This is a genomic window from Undibacterium sp. Ji50W (assembly GCF_049340445.1).
In the GTDB taxonomy this organism is placed as follows: domain Bacteria; phylum Pseudomonadota; class Gammaproteobacteria; order Burkholderiales; family Burkholderiaceae_D; genus Undibacterium.
In genome coordinates this window covers 1-14812 of the sequence record NZ_JBMPOX010000032.1, presented here as the reverse complement: position 1 = coordinate 14812, position 14812 = coordinate 1, and the positions used below count along the sequence as shown (strand labels likewise).

Annotated in this window: 11 protein-coding genes; 8 read left to right on the top strand and 3 right to left on the bottom strand. The window is 51.7% G+C overall.

All coding sequences use genetic code 11. The annotated features are described in order from the left end of the window. Positions 1–332: 332 nt before the first annotated feature. Both ACO0K9_RS26650 and ACO0K9_RS26645 read left to right on the top strand, forming a co-directional pair. Complete coding sequence (locus ACO0K9_RS26650) at positions 333–848, top strand: cyclic nucleotide-binding domain-containing protein (protein ID WP_422990184.1); 516 nt, start codon at positions 333–335, stop codon at positions 846–848. Next, positions 845–1957, top strand: a complete 1113-nt coding sequence (locus ACO0K9_RS26645; RefSeq protein ID WP_422990182.1) for an AI-2E family transporter — start codon at positions 845–847, stop codon at positions 1955–1957. Before ACO0K9_RS26650 ends, ACO0K9_RS26645 begins: the two co-directional genes overlap by 4 nt. Before the next feature lie 50 nt (positions 1958–2007). Here ACO0K9_RS26645 and ACO0K9_RS26640 read toward each other — a convergent pair whose 3' ends face one another. Beyond that, complete coding sequence (locus tag ACO0K9_RS26640; RefSeq protein WP_422990180.1) at positions 2008–5451, bottom strand: S8 family serine peptidase; 3444 nt, start codon at positions 5449–5451, stop codon at positions 2008–2010. A gap of 274 nt (positions 5452–5725) precedes the next feature. Continuing rightward, positions 5726–8152, bottom strand: a complete 2427-nt coding sequence (locus tag ACO0K9_RS26635) for a penicillin acylase family protein (RefSeq protein ID WP_422990178.1) — start codon at positions 8150–8152, stop codon at positions 5726–5728. Positions 8153–8371: 219 nt separating this feature from the next. On the opposite strand from ACO0K9_RS26635, the gene ACO0K9_RS26630 reads away from it, so the two are divergent. The 4 genes from ACO0K9_RS26630 to ACO0K9_RS26615 all read left to right on the top strand — a co-directional run bounded on the left by ACO0K9_RS26630 (position 8372) and on the right by ACO0K9_RS26615 (position 12881). After that, positions 8372–8677 (top strand): hypothetical protein, encoded by a 306-nt coding sequence (locus ACO0K9_RS26630; protein ID WP_422990176.1) that lies wholly within the window; start codon positions 8372–8374, stop codon positions 8675–8677. Positions 8678–8813: 136 nt separating this feature from the next. Continuing rightward, on the top strand, positions 8814–9188 hold the full coding sequence (locus ACO0K9_RS26625) for a hypothetical protein (protein WP_422990174.1): 375 nt from the start codon (positions 8814–8816) through the stop codon (positions 9186–9188). 807 nt (positions 9189–9995) lie between these two features. Then, positions 9996–12107: an alkaline phosphatase family protein gene (locus ACO0K9_RS26620; RefSeq protein ID WP_422990172.1), complete on the top strand. Its 2112-nt coding sequence runs from the start codon at positions 9996–9998 to the stop codon at positions 12105–12107. A gap of 84 nt (positions 12108–12191) precedes the next feature. After that, positions 12192–12881, top strand: a complete 690-nt coding sequence (locus tag ACO0K9_RS26615) for a hypothetical protein (RefSeq protein ID WP_422990170.1) — start codon at positions 12192–12194, stop codon at positions 12879–12881. A gap of 138 nt (positions 12882–13019) precedes the next feature. Here ACO0K9_RS26615 and ACO0K9_RS26610 read toward each other — a convergent pair whose 3' ends face one another. Continuing rightward, complete coding sequence (locus ACO0K9_RS26610; RefSeq protein WP_422990168.1) at positions 13020–13445, bottom strand: DUF6130 family protein; 426 nt, start codon at positions 13443–13445, stop codon at positions 13020–13022. 112 nt (positions 13446–13557) lie between these two features. Between ACO0K9_RS26610 and ACO0K9_RS26605 the strand changes: the two genes are divergently transcribed. Continuing rightward, the gene (locus ACO0K9_RS26605) at positions 13558–14235 is read left to right on the top strand and encodes a TetR/AcrR family transcriptional regulator (RefSeq protein ID WP_422990166.1); all 678 of its coding nucleotides are present in this window, start codon (positions 13558–13560) and stop codon (positions 14233–14235) included. A 320-nt stretch (positions 14236–14555) separates the two neighbouring features. After that, complete coding sequence (locus tag ACO0K9_RS26600) at positions 14556–14696, top strand: hypothetical protein (RefSeq protein WP_422990165.1); 141 nt, start codon at positions 14556–14558, stop codon at positions 14694–14696. Positions 14697–14812: the final 116 nt, after the last annotated feature.

Genomic DNA, 14812 nt, shown 5'->3' with positions numbered 1-14812 from the left:
TGCGATAGCTTATGTGTTAAAGGCCTATGTTGAAAATGGAATCTGGATAGTTGAAATTCGTATGAGACCGGCGATGGAGTCCGGTGGAGTCAGACGGCGAATGGCTTCATTGTCATAGGACAAACCGTATTAGTACGCTGCCGTGTCAGTTTGCTGCCTCGATTAAGGCGACAGGAAAATCAAATTTTCATGGGAAATTAATCCGCCTTACCGCATAATCTGCATAAAACTGCTATAAAAATTGCCAAATCAGGGCGTAAACCTGCGAGATACTGCCTTTCTGGCAAGCCTAGGGGCAAATTATCGCCTGAGCAGGCAGCAAATTCACATCATTGACCATCATCGGGGGCATAGTGGCACTTGGCTGGATAAAACCATCGCAACAATCTGATCGCCTGCGGCGTTTGTCAGGTGTGGCGCTCTTTTCTACCCTTAGCCCGCGTGAATTGAAGATTATCGATGGCATGCTGCACGACCGTCACTACCTCGCCAATGAGGTGATTTTTGACGAAGGCGAGGAAGGGCAGGCTTTATATATCCTTCTGTCTGGCAGGATACACATCTGTCGTACCCGCGAGCAGGACAATGCCGTCATCACCGATGTGATTGCTGAATTGGCAGCTGGTAACTTCTTTGGTGATGTCGCCCTGCTGGACAATTCACCGCGCAGTGCCCAGGCACGCGCCGCCGACAATTGTGATGTGGCCGTGTTTTTCCGGGCAGACTTCAGTTCACTGCTGGAAACCAACGCCGTGATCGGTTACAAGATATCGCTGGAACTGGCACGCTTGATCAGCCGTCGCCTGCGCGATTCCATGGCAGACTCAACACGTATCGAGGCACTGTGAATCAACGCGAATCTGGCCCCGTAGTCTGGCTGGGTGTGCTGACGGCAACCTGCCTGCTGCTTTTTCTACTGCCGAAGGTGTTGTGGCTGGTGGTCCCCTTTTTGCTGGCGATGATACTGTACTACATCCTGATACCGGCAGTGTCGCGCCTTACCCTGTTTGGCATACCGCGTGAAACGGCTGCCATGCTGGTAGGTGGATTGTTTTTCATCATCATGGGGGTGGTGCTTGGTTATGCGATGACCACTTTCGCCACTCGCATGGGCTCATTGCAAGAACTGTTGACGCATTATGTGGATGGCGGCTTGCAGTTTGTGCGCAACACCATGCAGACCCTGGAAGCTAATTTATCAATCTTGCGCAAGGCGCATGCCCGCGATACCGTGAATGCCTGGATGGCAGCCAATACGGATAATTTTGCCCAGCAATATGCAGCGAACATCCTGATGTCTGTGGCGAGTTTTTTGCCAGTTGTTTTCCTGACACCTTTCCTGACTTTCTTTTTTTTGCGCGATGGCCGCAAGTTCAAGCATTTCCTGGCCCGCGCCGTGCCGAATGCTTTTTTTGAAGAGACTTTATACCTGATGTATGAAGTCGACCAGACCGCACGTCGTTATTTCCAGGGTTTGCTGAAGCTGACGGTCATCGACACTGTCATCCTCGCTCTGGGTTTGTGGATGATAGGCATGTCTTCACCATTGCTGCTGGCGCTGATATCGGCCATCCTGGCCTGGGTGCCATTTGTCGGCTCGGTGATGGGCTGCATCATGGTGGTGCTGGTGGCCGCCACTGATGCGCCTGATGTACCCTTGCTGGCTTATGGCGCAATTGCCGTCTTTGTCATGGTGCGTTTGCTGGATGATTTCATCTTCATGCCACTGACGCTGGGGCGCAGCCTGCATATGCATCCGCTGATTTCGGTGCTGATGATTTTTGTCGGCGGTGAGCTGGCAGGCGTGCCGGGCCTGATGCTGGTCTTGCCATTGCTGGGCGTTGCCATGGTGATAGGCGAGACCGTTGGTCATGTCGTCACCAACAAGCGTTTGCGGGCACGCCATCGCCACGCCAAAATAATCCGGCAGACGCAGGCCAGCGCAGATCTGATCTGAGCGGCCTGTGTGCCTTTGCCAGTCATAAGAGTGAAGGCTTGGGCTTAGGCTTAAGCGTGATAGGTCAGGTAATCGATACCGTTTTGTATTGCACCTATGACTTGCAACTGGTTTTCCTGGCTTTCGGAAAAACTTGCCAGTACACCCGCCGCGGTAATGTGGCCGCTGGAGAGTTCGGCGCGCCAATAATCGAGGCCAGCCTGATCTGGTGTCCTGTGCAATACATTCGCATACAATAAGGTAATCAGCTTGTCCGTGCCTGGATTGACGCCATACAATGCCTGGAATTCTTTCGACTGGAAGAAGCCTGCCGCGACTGAAGTCAGGCTGCTGCCTTTGTCCATGTCAGCTATCCAGTACCCCAAACCGGCAAGATCTGGCTTACGGGCAAATGCCGCTTGATAGATACGGTAAGCCTGGCCTGCTATGCCATTGATATCGAGTGCGACGGCAGCATCGGAAAAATTCAGTCGCTCGACATTCATCAGACTGTCTGTACCATTCAAACCGCTAGCATCTTTCACAGTAAAACCGTTACCGTTCTTGGTAATGGTGTAATTGGATCTTGCGCTGCCGTACAGCGCCGTATCAAAGCCGGCACCGCCGTCAATACTGTCATTCCCGGCTCCCCCAACCAGCGTATCGTTGCCTGCGCCACCCATCAAGGTGTCGTAACCATCCATGCCATACAGCAGGCTGCCTTTGGCATTGGCGATCAGTATGTCGTCACCGCCGCCACCGTAAGCATTCTGGATGAAGGTATCCTTGGCGATAGTCAGCAAGCCGCCATTCAAATTGGACACCGTGGCACCACTTAAATCAATCCTGTTGTCCAGGCTCAGGGCACTGGCATTGATAGTATCAACACCGCCGGTCGGGTCGCTCAGTACACCGCGCGTGGGATCGGCTTTCACCAGCTCAGGGAAGGCATTGGTATAAACGAAGGTGTGATTATTGCTGGGGGTATGGCCTATCAGGTCTATGGTCCAGCTATCAAAGGTGCCTACCGATTGGGCTGCCAGGTCGCGTACATTCAAGGTCCAGGCGCCACTCGCGGCTTCTCCCATGTCGAGCACGGTATCGAAGGTGAAGTGGACATTGTCCTGGCTTGATCCATAGGCACTGAGGCTGCCTTTGGACGGGCGGTACATTAGGTAACTGGCTGTACCTGTTGGAGAGTACAGAACGATTTCCAGATCACCGATATAAGAATGTGTAATATTGACGGTGACATCGACCCGCTCTACGGTCAGGTTGCTGGAAACACTTATCGTGCTGTTGACGCCGGTCCTGTTGTTGTCCGGAATAGCTTGGTTAACAGTCTGGCTCGCGATGACTTCTTTCGTGTTGGCGACAGTTTGTGCGGGTGTGTTCCAGGTTTCTGCCAATCTTACCGCACCCAGTGCATCCACCTGACCAAAGCCGGATGATTGCGTGACCGATTCAAATCTCAGGCCGCCGCCATTCCAGTCCTTTGCACCGTTGCTGATCCATGCACTGGGATCACCGGTCTGGCGCGCGGTATAGGCAAGTATCTGTTGCACATCACGATAGCCAAGATTGGGATTCACCTCCAGCATCAATGCCACAATGCCTGACACGATAGGCGCAGAAAATGAAGTGCCGTCAGAAAATGCAAGATCATTTGGATTTTCACCGGCTGCACCACTACGGTCAGTGGTAATGATGCTGTTGAAGTCGCGGTAACCGGCACCACCCGGCGCGGACACCAGTATCGATGCACCAGTGGTGCTGAAATTTGAATCGCTGCCGAAGTAATCGGTTGAGCCAACGGTAATGATGTAACGGCTGTTCTGGAAATTATGCAGGTTGGTGTCATCACCAACGCTGTATGAGTTGCCGGCAGACTGGACGACAATAGTGCCGAGCCCGTTGCGACCAGCCGTTGCCAGATCCTTCAGCGCTTTGAAGGCGGGTGCAAAACTGGGGTCGTTTGCATTGTCGAGAAACGCCCAGTTGGTGCTTTGCGCCAGCAGGTTGCCGTAACCCCAGGAATTGTTCAGTATGTCAAACGACTTCGCATAGGTGAAGGCATTGACGATTTCTGTCAAATATTTCTGCCCATAGGTAGACGACGTATAGATAGGTATTAACTGCGCATCGTAGGCGACACCAACGATGCCTTTGTTGTCACGTGCTGCGCCGATGATACCTGCTACCAGCGTGCCGTGATTGTCGGTGCTGAGAACAGGTGAACCACCATATCCCAGACTATAAGCGCTTACACCAAGGGTAACATTGTCATTCCTGGTCAAATCACTGTTGCTGGCATCGATGCCCTGATCAAAAATCGCAACCTTGATGCCTTTGCCTGTTGCGTGAGTCCAGGTCAGTTCTGTCCTGGTTGTGAACAAATACCATTGGTACAGAAAGTAAGGGTCGTTTGGCAAATACCCGCTTGGCCCATAGTCTGAACCAAATATCACACCCCAGGCATCTGCCTGTCGTGTCGTTTGCAATGTGCCAGTGGGATCATAATAATTGGCTTTGATGGTGGCGCCAACTGCATTGCTCAAGTTGAGTTCAAATGCCAGTCCGGGAACCAGATTACTACTACCCAAAATAGGAACTTTTACTGTGGCAGTGGTGGTATTGGGTTGAAATGTGACCGTTTGATTCAGCAGCGTATAGTCAACACCAGGTTGCGCAGTTTCACCCAGTGTTTTGGCTACCACGGTCACTGCTGTAGACACCGCATACGACAAGGTCAGCGTGAATACCATTTCACTGTTGCCGCTGCTATTCCGGTTGATAGACTGATTGCCGACTTGAATGGTTGGCGTTTGAGTAGTTTGCAGTTCATTGACCTGCAATTGATAGGTGCCTGTACCTCTTAACGAATTGGAGCTGATATCAACATAGTAGGTGCCGCTGACCGTGGGTGTAAAAGTCAGGCTGCCACCGGAAGAGAAAGCCAGTGATGCGTCATCTTCCCTTGCATAGATTTCCAGAAAGGGATTAGACAGAGTGCCACCGGTGTTGGATATCGTATAGGTATGGCCAGCCAGAAGGTTCACCGTATGCCAGTCAGCGTCGCTCCAGCCTTCCAGCGTTCCAAACTTTGTCTGGCCCAAGCTTATTACACTGCTGGTGCTGGCACGTGCTGGATAGTCGTCAGCGAGATTGCTGGCTGCGGCCATGGTATAAAAACCGGCTGTGCCGGTACCTTCAACATCCCAGAAATAAGCGCCGCTGGTAGTTGGGGTATAGCTGATGGAATTGTTGCTGCCGCCATTTGCCAGTGCCGTGTACAGAATTTTCCCTGCACTGTCGCGCAAGACCAGATTCAGGTTGGTACCGGTAGAAAGAGAATTGAGTGTAATCGTGTAGCGGACACCGGCTTGCATATCCATACGGTACCAATCCGTGTCAACCGCCGGATCGATTTTGCCATTGACGATACCACTGGCTTCCAGGAACCCAAATGTGTCTGCTCCACCAGGGACATCTTTATTCTGTTCGTACCAAGGCATGCGATTCTCTGATTTCTCTAATTTAAAGTGGAGTTGATTTTAGCCGATTGCGCTTGGGCTGTTACACTTTCGTAACATCTTTTTGCGCTTTTAAGCGAAGATGTTCCAATTTTTCAGATTGATGATCAAAGATGTTGCAGTTCTCAATTCATGAAAATGAATAACAGAATGGAATGCACTTTGATTTGTTGAAACGATGCTTCGGGCTTATTAAGCCAGAAAATAAAACGGACAACTCACAGCAAGCTGCCCGTTCTTTTCAGTGTATGAACAATTATGGCACCAGGGTTTGTCGATTGCTTGCATGCGCTTCCACCTGTTTGGCGGCAAACCACCATGGACGGCGCTGGTTTTTCGCCCATAGTTTTGCCATGTCATTTTGGTGTGGCTGGAAATGCCTTTCACTGACACCGCCAGCGAGGGCGGCTTCAATTTTATCGCTGTCCCCAAAATCAACGATGACCTGCATCGAGGCGAAAAAAAACGCTTCATAGGGTTTCTGGAAATCGTAGACCCCACGGCTTACGGTTTCACCGCTGCCTGAACGTTCTACGGTAAAACCACCCAGCAATTCCTGCCCGGCACCGTTGCGGCGCAAGGGGCTGACGAAGCGCACGGTATGGGCCTTGCCCCAGCGCCAGCTGGCAGTATCTTTGCCCTGCAGAGCTTCCAGGCTGGTACGTGCACGTGGCGCCGCTGCACGTATCACATCTGCCAGCGTTTCGCGCTTGTTGGGGGTACGCACATCGTCGAACCAGATCGAATCAGGGGTAGCCAGCAGGGCGTCAAAACGCTGCTGCCAGAAATACCAGGTGGACAGCATGTCTTTTGCCAGCTCTTCCCCCAGTTCATCTGTGAAAGTGCCTATCACGGTTTCACGATACAGCGCCTGGTAAACCAGTGGTGCCGCCAGATCGGCATTGTCCCTGCCATCCCAGTTTTTCAGGATGACAGCCAGGTCTTTGTTGGCCGGGTCGTTTTCCAGTGCGGCGATCAGGGCAGGGCGCAGTATATCCGACTGTAAATTGCGGTCATCATGCATCAGCTTCCAGTGGTCTTCCACTGTCATTTTTTGTGTGGCACCCAGTACTTGTCCTATGCGAGTATAGCGATAGTTGGGTGATACATAGTTGGTGTAATACCAGGGAAAACCTTCGGGACGCGTGTCATGATTGGCCGTGCCCACCCAGGCGCGGTCCGGGTTGAACATGCCGGGCATTTTGTCTTTGGGAATGAAGGCGGTCCAGTCATCGCTGCCATCAGCTGGTGGCAGGCGTGGGAATCCGCCATCGGCCCCGCTACGTATCGGTACCGCGCCGGTCGCCCTGTGGGCAATGTTACCCTGATCATCACCAAACACAAAATTGAACATCATCAAGTCTATCTTCTGCACTTCCTTGTCAAAGTCCTTGGCATTGGCAGCAGTCAGCAAACCTTCAATACCGATTTGTGGCGCAAAAACTTCGGCATCGGTAGAGCGCAAGACCAGCAATTTGTCACCCTTGGGGCCAAGGCCAGGGTGATCAGTAATGACAGGTCCGCGTTTGGTAAAGCGTATTTTCAAAGCCTGCTCGGTAAATCCACCCGGCGCATTTTTGTCCTTGATGCGTATGCTTTCATTGATGACAGTGAAAGGTACGCTACGCCCACCATCCATATAATGGTCTTTGTCGGCAGGATCTATGGTTTCTACATACAAGTCCTGCACATCACCATAGGCATTGGTCACACCAAATGCTACATGCTTGTTGCGTCCTACAAAAATCCCCGGCATGCCGGGCAGGGCTGCACCCACTGCCTGTATCTCCGGCGTGAACAAACCTATCGGGTGCCAAGTGCCAGGCAAGATGCGGTTGTCCAGATGCGGGTCATTGGCAACCATGGCCTTGCCGGATTGCGAACGCGAAGGCCCGACCGCCCAGTTGTTGGACCCCAGCCCCTGATGGTTCAGAGTTTCTGGCGCGATGTTCAAATCTTTCCAGGCCAGGTTCAGTTGCACTGACTGGGCCAGCGGCGTAGTAGTACTAGTTGGTGGAGTGGGGGCAGGATTTTTCCAGTCAGGATTGATGGTGAGCGGAAAAATCTCACGGGCGCGTTGCATGCCCAGGTGATCGATCAGTTTTTGCGCGATGACTTCGACCTTGAAATTGGTTGAATGGGTGTAATGCACATAGTGCACCAGCGCGATCAGATCAGCCACCTGCCAGGGCTGCGGCACCAGGCCAAGGGCTTTCAGCTCTATCGGATGCTCATCCGGATAAGCCTTGATATAAGCGTTGATACCATCGACGTAATACTGGAAGAAAGCTTTCGATTCCGGACTCAGTTTTTCGGCATGCCGTTCGCCATTGCGGCGTATGCCTAGTACGCGCATGCGTATGTCGCTGGGCAGGGCTTCTGCACCCAGGCTGGCAGACAGTTCGCCACGCCAGGTGGCGCGGAATAATTCCATCTGCATGAGCCGGTTTTGCGCCGTGACAAAACCTTGCGCTCGCAACAGGTCAGGGGTATTGGCAGCAAAAATATACGGGACACCCAGTTCATCACGCAGAACTTTGACCGGTGCTGTCAAGCCAGCCAGCTTCATTTCGCCATCGATTTGCGGATGGCCTGAACTGCGTACTTTAAGATAGGCGGCAGTGCCACCCAAGGCAATCAGCACCAGCAGGCTGACCGCAGTGCGTTTTAAAATCTTGTTCATCGATTCTCCCGGGAAGATGAAATACAAGTTGTCTCGTTAGAACCTGTTTGCTATCTTACTGCGCGTGCGCAATCGTAGTCCACGCGGGGTTCATGCGCTGCTCAAAATGCTCATGTACTTAGAGTACATTCCGCTTTTTGCGCTGCTCTTCTCCCCGCTGACGCTCGCTCGCTACAGATCGTAAACAGGTTCTTATAGTTTTCGCTGGCTTTGTCATGGATGACGGTGGTCAGCAAATTTTATGGCGCAAGCGTATCATTGAGCACGCTGGTCGTATCGTCAAGCATCAATCAAAGAGCGGTAGTCGTCCTGCATTATATTGAGAGCACCCAAGATACTCAAGACAGCCACACCGGCGCCTTGTTCGATATAGCCGCCAGCCATGAGCAAATGGAGCAATATGAGCAGGCGCGATCATTGCTGGGGAAATTGCTGCAAGTTGAGCGAGATAATGAAGCGGCGAGGGCCTTGCTGTTGCAGTTGCCCATGTTATCTCTCACCAGCATTGTTATATTTCGTCAGTAGGTCGCATCTTATTCTCAAATTATAACTAAGTTAGTTGCAATTTAAAAATAAGTTGCCTATAGTACCCTACCTTTACCACTGTACGGGATATGCAAGCGCCAGAATACCATCAAAAATCAACACAAGATATTCAGGTATGCGCATTCAAAAAATGAAAAATACAACGATAGAAACCATCACACTCTACCGCCCCACTGGTCCGCATGAACTGGCGCTTGTGCGTGAGAGCAGCTACAAAAAATGGCCGCCTCGCTTGCCGGAACAACCTATTTTTTATCCCGTGACGAATGTCGATTATGCGATACAGATCGCAAGGGACTGGAATGTAGAAGCCAGTGGCACAGGTTATGTGACACGCTTCCAGGTGAAAAAGACTTTTATGGATAATTACCAGATCCAGACGGTGGGCGGTGCTATCCACACCGAATGGTGGATTCCTGCCGAAGAGCTTGAATTGATGAATGACAATATTGTTGGTGACATTGAAGTCATTCATACATTTACAGCTTGATTTGGTGGTGAATAGATGGACGTGGCAGTCACCCGGGGCACTCGGAAACAGTTTGCTATCATTCGACAAGTTAAAACGTAATTATGAAACTGTTGTCGCCATGGCCTGTGTCTTTTTGTGGTTGCCTATGCGAAACCTCAACAGACCCTATTAGCTGACTCTGTTTGAGTTGGGTTTTTCTAAAGATTTTTTTGGAATTCGATCAGATCTTTACACGTAAATGAAGTATTGGTTTCGCAAACCAATACTTCATTTCACTTTTAAAGGCTTGCTACGACACTGTTCACAGGCACTGGCACACCTGTGTCTGAGGCGCGTCAGTTTGCCTGTAACTCCGTGACGCAGCACATTTGAAATTCGGCCATTTGCAACAGTCAATGGAGTTGAATTCGATGGCGACCAGTACACGTCTGGCATTAAGGCCAGGACGCATGGCGATGTCCTACTGAATTTTTGCATGTATTCTCGAAAAACGTCCTGTTTTTCTTAACCGAGCATGCTTTATCTTTGGCACCAGGACTATCCTCTATAGGGCATTCATTCCAGGACAAGCATGCATCACCGATGTGCTCAGCCTGCCTGCGCTAGCCAGATGCTGTCATTGCCTTGTCATTTCCCCTGACTATCATCCGTGCTGAAGTGGATTTCGCCACTGTTTGCATGCGTTATTTGCAATAGGCGCATTTGGCGAGCAGCAAAACTTGAATGTCGACCATTCTTATGTTGCTGCCGCTATTCCCACAGGAATTTTTAACGAGGCCAGCCTGAGTGCCGGTTGTTTATTTACTTCATCTTTACTGACTAATTATGCGCCAATCTGCCTTAGTTCTCGCTTTAAGCGCGGCACTTGCCGGTTTGTCTGCTTGCGGGGGCTCCAGCTCCGTCGCGACTACGCAACCCCAAGTTGTTACGACAACGCCAGTCCAGACACGTACCATCGTCATGGTATGGGATGGCTTGCGCCCCGATGCTGTCAATGCGACCGATACCCCTAACTTGTACGCCCTGCGTCAACAGGGTGTCAATTTCGCTGACCATCATTCGACGTATCCAACATTCACGATGATGAATGGTTCTTCGTTTGCGACCGGCTCTTTCCCCAAGACCAGCGGCTTTTACGGCAACACCTTCTGGACACCACCGCAAGCCAATGCGACTACTCCTATCCCTGTAGGCAAGTCTGCTGCTGGCACTAACCAGGATTACGTCGCACCGGTATTCACCGAAGATTACGCCGTCCTCAGCACGCTTAATGATTATTACGGTGGTCAGTTGCTGCTGGTAAAAACCTTGTTCAAAACCGCACAGGATGCCGGTTTGAAAACGGCAACCATAGGTAAATCGGGCGCAGCCTACATCCAGGATTTGGGTCGTGGCGGCGTTTTCCTCGACGAAAACACAGTCTTGCCGCAGTCGCTGGCAACCGACCTGCAGGCGGCCAATTATGCGTTGCCGTTGAACGCGCCATTTGCCTATCCTGCTGGTGCCGTGACCCTTGCCGCCAGCAATGGCAACCCAACGGCACGTGCCGGTGCTTTGACATTTGCATTGCCGAATGGCCTGCAAGTCAGGGATGCCAGCGACACCACCCAGGGGCCGCCAGAAGATGCTGCCAACAAATACATGTTGAAGCTCTACACAGATTTCATCTTGCCAAAAAAATTGCCTGACCTGTCGTTGATCTGGTTCCGCACGCCAGACAATACTGAACATGCATATGGTCCCGGATCGGCCAATTACCGCAAGGCACTGGCTTCGCAAGATGGCCGCCTGGGTGAATTGCAAGCTGCCCTGAAAGCGGCTGGCATGGACAGTACCACCAATATCATCATCGTATCTGACCATGCGCACAGCAATGTGTCTGGCCCAACCAGCCTTTACCCGCTGCGCACTATCAATGCCAGCACATCGGTGACTAGCGGCATCACTAATGCCACTTTGGGTGACAAAGACGCGGTTGGCGGTTTCTCTGTCTCTGGCGACGTGCGTACAGCAGACTTGCTGACCTTTGCCGGCTTCAAGGCATTTGACGGCGCTGGTTGCAGCACCAGTGGCATGTATGGCATCAAGGCGGACGGCACCAATGTCCAAAACGTTGGTACTGACGCCACAGGCGCGCTGTGCGGTGCTGCCAACACCAAATACCAGGCCATCAGCGCCACCTTGCCAACGCCAGTGGCCAGCTTCAAAGTACCGGCCAGTTTGCCAGCCAACGGCATCGTCGTCGCTGCCAATGGCGGTTCTGACTACCTCTATCTGCCAGACCATGATGCAGCGACAGTTGCCAGCACAGTGCGTTTCTTGCAGTCACGTGAAGAATATGGCGCGATCTTTGTTGACAGCCGCTACGGTGCCATCCCAGGTACTTTGCCTATGTCCATGATCAACCTGGAAAACGCCATCCGCTCGGGCAAAGGCCAGCCAGATATCGTCGTCAGTTTTACCTGGGATTCACAGCAACTGGTGAATGGCTTGCCGGGTATCGAATTTGAAAGCACAGGCGGCAACCGCGGCATGCACGGCAGCTTCAGCCCCATCGATGTACACAATACATTGATCGCCAGTGGCCCGGCTTTCCGCAGTGGCGTTACTATCAGTAACCCGACTGGCAATGTGGACGTGGCACCGACCATCGCTTACCTTCTCGGTCAATCCATGCCGCAGGCAGATGGTCGCGTCCTGAACGAAGCCTTGCTCAAGCCAGCGACCACCAGTGCGCCTGTGGTCAAGTCAGCGGTGTTGAACCCAACTGCGCCATCGACTGGCCTGGTGTTCAAGCTGCCAACGGACCCTAGCGGTGCTACCGTGGATGCGGCGCTCAGCAATGGCAGCTACACCATTAACCTGGTGGTCAAGGACCTGACTGTTGATGGCAAGACTTATCGCTATTTCGATTATGCCCAAGCTGTGCGTAACTGATCAGACATGATATTTTGATTCACATGATCTGGGGGGAGCACTAGCTGCCTACCCAGATCAATTCGTTCCAGGCAAGTAAGTAATATGAATTTCATCGCAGTTAATTCCATACCTCGCATTGCACGCATCATTTTTTTTGTGGCCGTCACACTATGTGCCACCACCAGCATCGCTGCCAGCAACCAGGCAAACAGTCTGGACTTTGACAAAGTCTTTAATGACAAGGCAGAACCAGCACAAGTCCAATTCCAGGCCAGTTATCAATTGGGCGCTGACAAACATGAGGTGCAAGTGTGGCGTGACCGTAACCAGCGCCTCAAGCGCCGTACTGACGATGCGCTTGAAACTTTCATCTTCAAGCAGCCCAGGGAAGTTGAATGGAGCATGGTTGTGCTGGACCTCAAGCGCAAGATACGCACCGACATTGATCGTACCAACCTTTACCGTATTGGCCATTTCACCGACTGGTTCAGCATGTCGCATGCGCTCAGCAGGCCAACTGCGGCATACCAGTTGACCACGGCGAGCAAGCCCTTGCCTGAAGAAAAAGCCATCGACAGTTGCAACTGGTACAGCCTGACACGCAATGGCGCAGAAAGCAAAGTCTGCTGGAGTAAGAAATATCGCCTTCCTTTGCTGATCACCGACAGCGAAGCGCGCGTGCAATGGCGCGTGACCAGCGTCAGCAGCAAGGCAATTGCGGCGTCGAATTTCGACATCCAGGACCAGCACTTTGTGCGCAACAATGCCAACGAAGATATCCACGCAGACTGAGTTTTTCTGCAGTATAAGTGAAACGCATTACGATACGTTTTATTTCCCTTTGCGAGGATAGTTTGAGCAGAGGCTGTCGCCATCTGCTAGCGGCTGAAGCAGGCAGCGACAAGTGTCACCGTCCGCTTCATGTCTTCATCAGGGCACAACAAACTCTAGCTTGCGACTGGTAAGAATCCGGTGCGCAGCATCAGCTAATTCGAACGTAAGTTGATGCCGCCCGCTGGATAAGCCTTGTATAACGACTGGTCCGTCATCGGCATGTACCCAATGCCAGGAAGCGCCATCCAAGGTGACATGCACGTGTCCCAAACGTGGGACAACTTGTGCCGCAGCCTCACCATAGACCGGCGCGATTTTGACATCATTCGACTTGATAGGAATTACCACGACACCCTTCGCCAGCAAGGGGGCAATCGGGCTACTTACCGATAGGTCAACCGATGCGGAAGTCTGTTCTGTCACTACATGCTCAGTATGATCAGCAGCCAGAGCCGCATTTGCGCCGGAAATTGCAAATATGATACCGACGTAAAACCAGACTGGATTCATTCGAATTTTCATACGTATCCTTAAAAGATTGGTTAATGTAATCGATGATTACATATGGATTATAACGATTCTGGCTTAGAATGTAAGCAGCAATTACATTTTTAAAAAAAGTAACGGATGAACAATGCAGCCCACCAAAAACAACTCACGCAAGCCTGCTGGCAAAGAAGCACCAGCCCGCGCCTATCATCATGGCGATCTACGGAAAGCGCTCGTAGACGCTTGCGTACAATTGATCGAAGATAAGGGATTGGAAGCTGTCAGTGTGCGCGAAGTGGCAAAACTGGTCGGTGTTTCTCCTGCCGCGCCATTCCGTCACTTTGCTACACGCACGGCACTACTCACCGCAGTTGCCGAAGAGGCTCAGGAACGGCTCGGTGCTTCCGTAGGACACACATTACGTGCCGCCGCTCAGGAGAATCCATTAATGCAATTCCGCGCTATTGGTGTCGGCTTTCTACAGTGGTCATTTGCTAACCCCACACATTTTCAAGTCATATCTTCGCGTTCCGTGATTGACTATGAAGGGTCTAAGTTGAGAGGTAGCAACGATTTAATTCGCGTCAGGATGAATGAACTGATGTGTGATGCTGCGTCGCAGGGCTTGCTTCGCCCTGGCGATATCAAGCGGTATCAAATTGCCGCACGCGCCCTGGTCTATGGTTTGGCACGTATGTACATTGATGGCCAATTTCCAAGCTGGGGTTTGCCGGTAGAAGGCGCGCTGGAAGAAAGCATTAAAATCCTGGACCTGTTTATCGTCAGTATCTCGGTGGCAGTTGCACCTGATGGGAGCGCGTAAGGATTTTTGGGGGCCAAATGGTGTAATTTTTCTTGACTGGCACTCGTGTCAATTGTAGAACGGCTTTTATCACCACGCAGCTCTTTGCATCGCCGCTTACAGCTTTATGACCGCGCAACGCTTCAATCATCCCGGCGTAAAAATAACACTGCACGGCCAGTAGCGCTTGGCTTATCCAGTGTTTACATCCCTCGCGGGAGCAGGGCGAACACAAGATCATGTCCCTGATTCTATGACAACGCCGCGCGCACTCATCGCCGGTGCAATCGCAACACAACTACTGCGTTGCCCCTGCTGATTTCAAGTTAAGCGACCGTGGCATGAGCACTAGCGGTAAATACACGGCACCCTGGCTGACCGGCCACTCAATCGAGTTTGGCAGGGACTTCGGCTACGCCAAATATCATGAAAACGAAGTGCAGGACGACACGCCGTTGCCCGGCCAGGTGCAACTAGTGTAGTGCTTGCGAATTGTTTGAACTAGCCAATGTTTTGTTTGTCATATTCGTATTCTTTCTGTGGATCGAATGATGAATCAGGGCAAGCCAATTAATCTGACGGATGAACAACGAACCGA

Excerpts from the sequence above, each read along its gene's own strand:
- ACO0K9_RS26640 (WP_422990180.1), bottom strand. The coding sequence starts at position 5,451 with ATGCCTTGGTACGAACAGAATAAAGATGTCCCTGGTGGAGCAGACACA.
- ACO0K9_RS26635 (WP_422990178.1), bottom strand. The coding sequence starts at position 8,152 with ATGAACAAGATTTTAAAACGCACTGCGGTCAGCCTGCTGGTGCTGATT.
- ACO0K9_RS26630 (WP_422990176.1), top strand. The coding sequence starts at position 8,372 with ATGACGGTGGTCAGCAAATTTTATGGCGCAAGCGTATCATTGAGCACG.
- ACO0K9_RS26625 (WP_422990174.1), top strand. The coding sequence starts at position 8,814 with ATGCGCATTCAAAAAATGAAAAATACAACGATAGAAACCATCACACTC.
- ACO0K9_RS26620 (WP_422990172.1), top strand. The coding sequence starts at position 9,996 with ATGCGCCAATCTGCCTTAGTTCTCGCTTTAAGCGCGGCACTTGCCGGT.
- ACO0K9_RS26615 (WP_422990170.1), top strand. The coding sequence starts at position 12,192 with ATGAATTTCATCGCAGTTAATTCCATACCTCGCATTGCACGCATCATT.
- ACO0K9_RS26610 (WP_422990168.1), bottom strand. The coding sequence starts at position 13,445 with ATGAAAATTCGAATGAATCCAGTCTGGTTTTACGTCGGTATCATATTT.
- ACO0K9_RS26605 (WP_422990166.1), top strand. The coding sequence starts at position 13,558 with ATGCAGCCCACCAAAAACAACTCACGCAAGCCTGCTGGCAAAGAAGCA.
- ACO0K9_RS26600 (WP_422990165.1), top strand. The coding sequence starts at position 14,556 with ATGAGCACTAGCGGTAAATACACGGCACCCTGGCTGACCGGCCACTCA.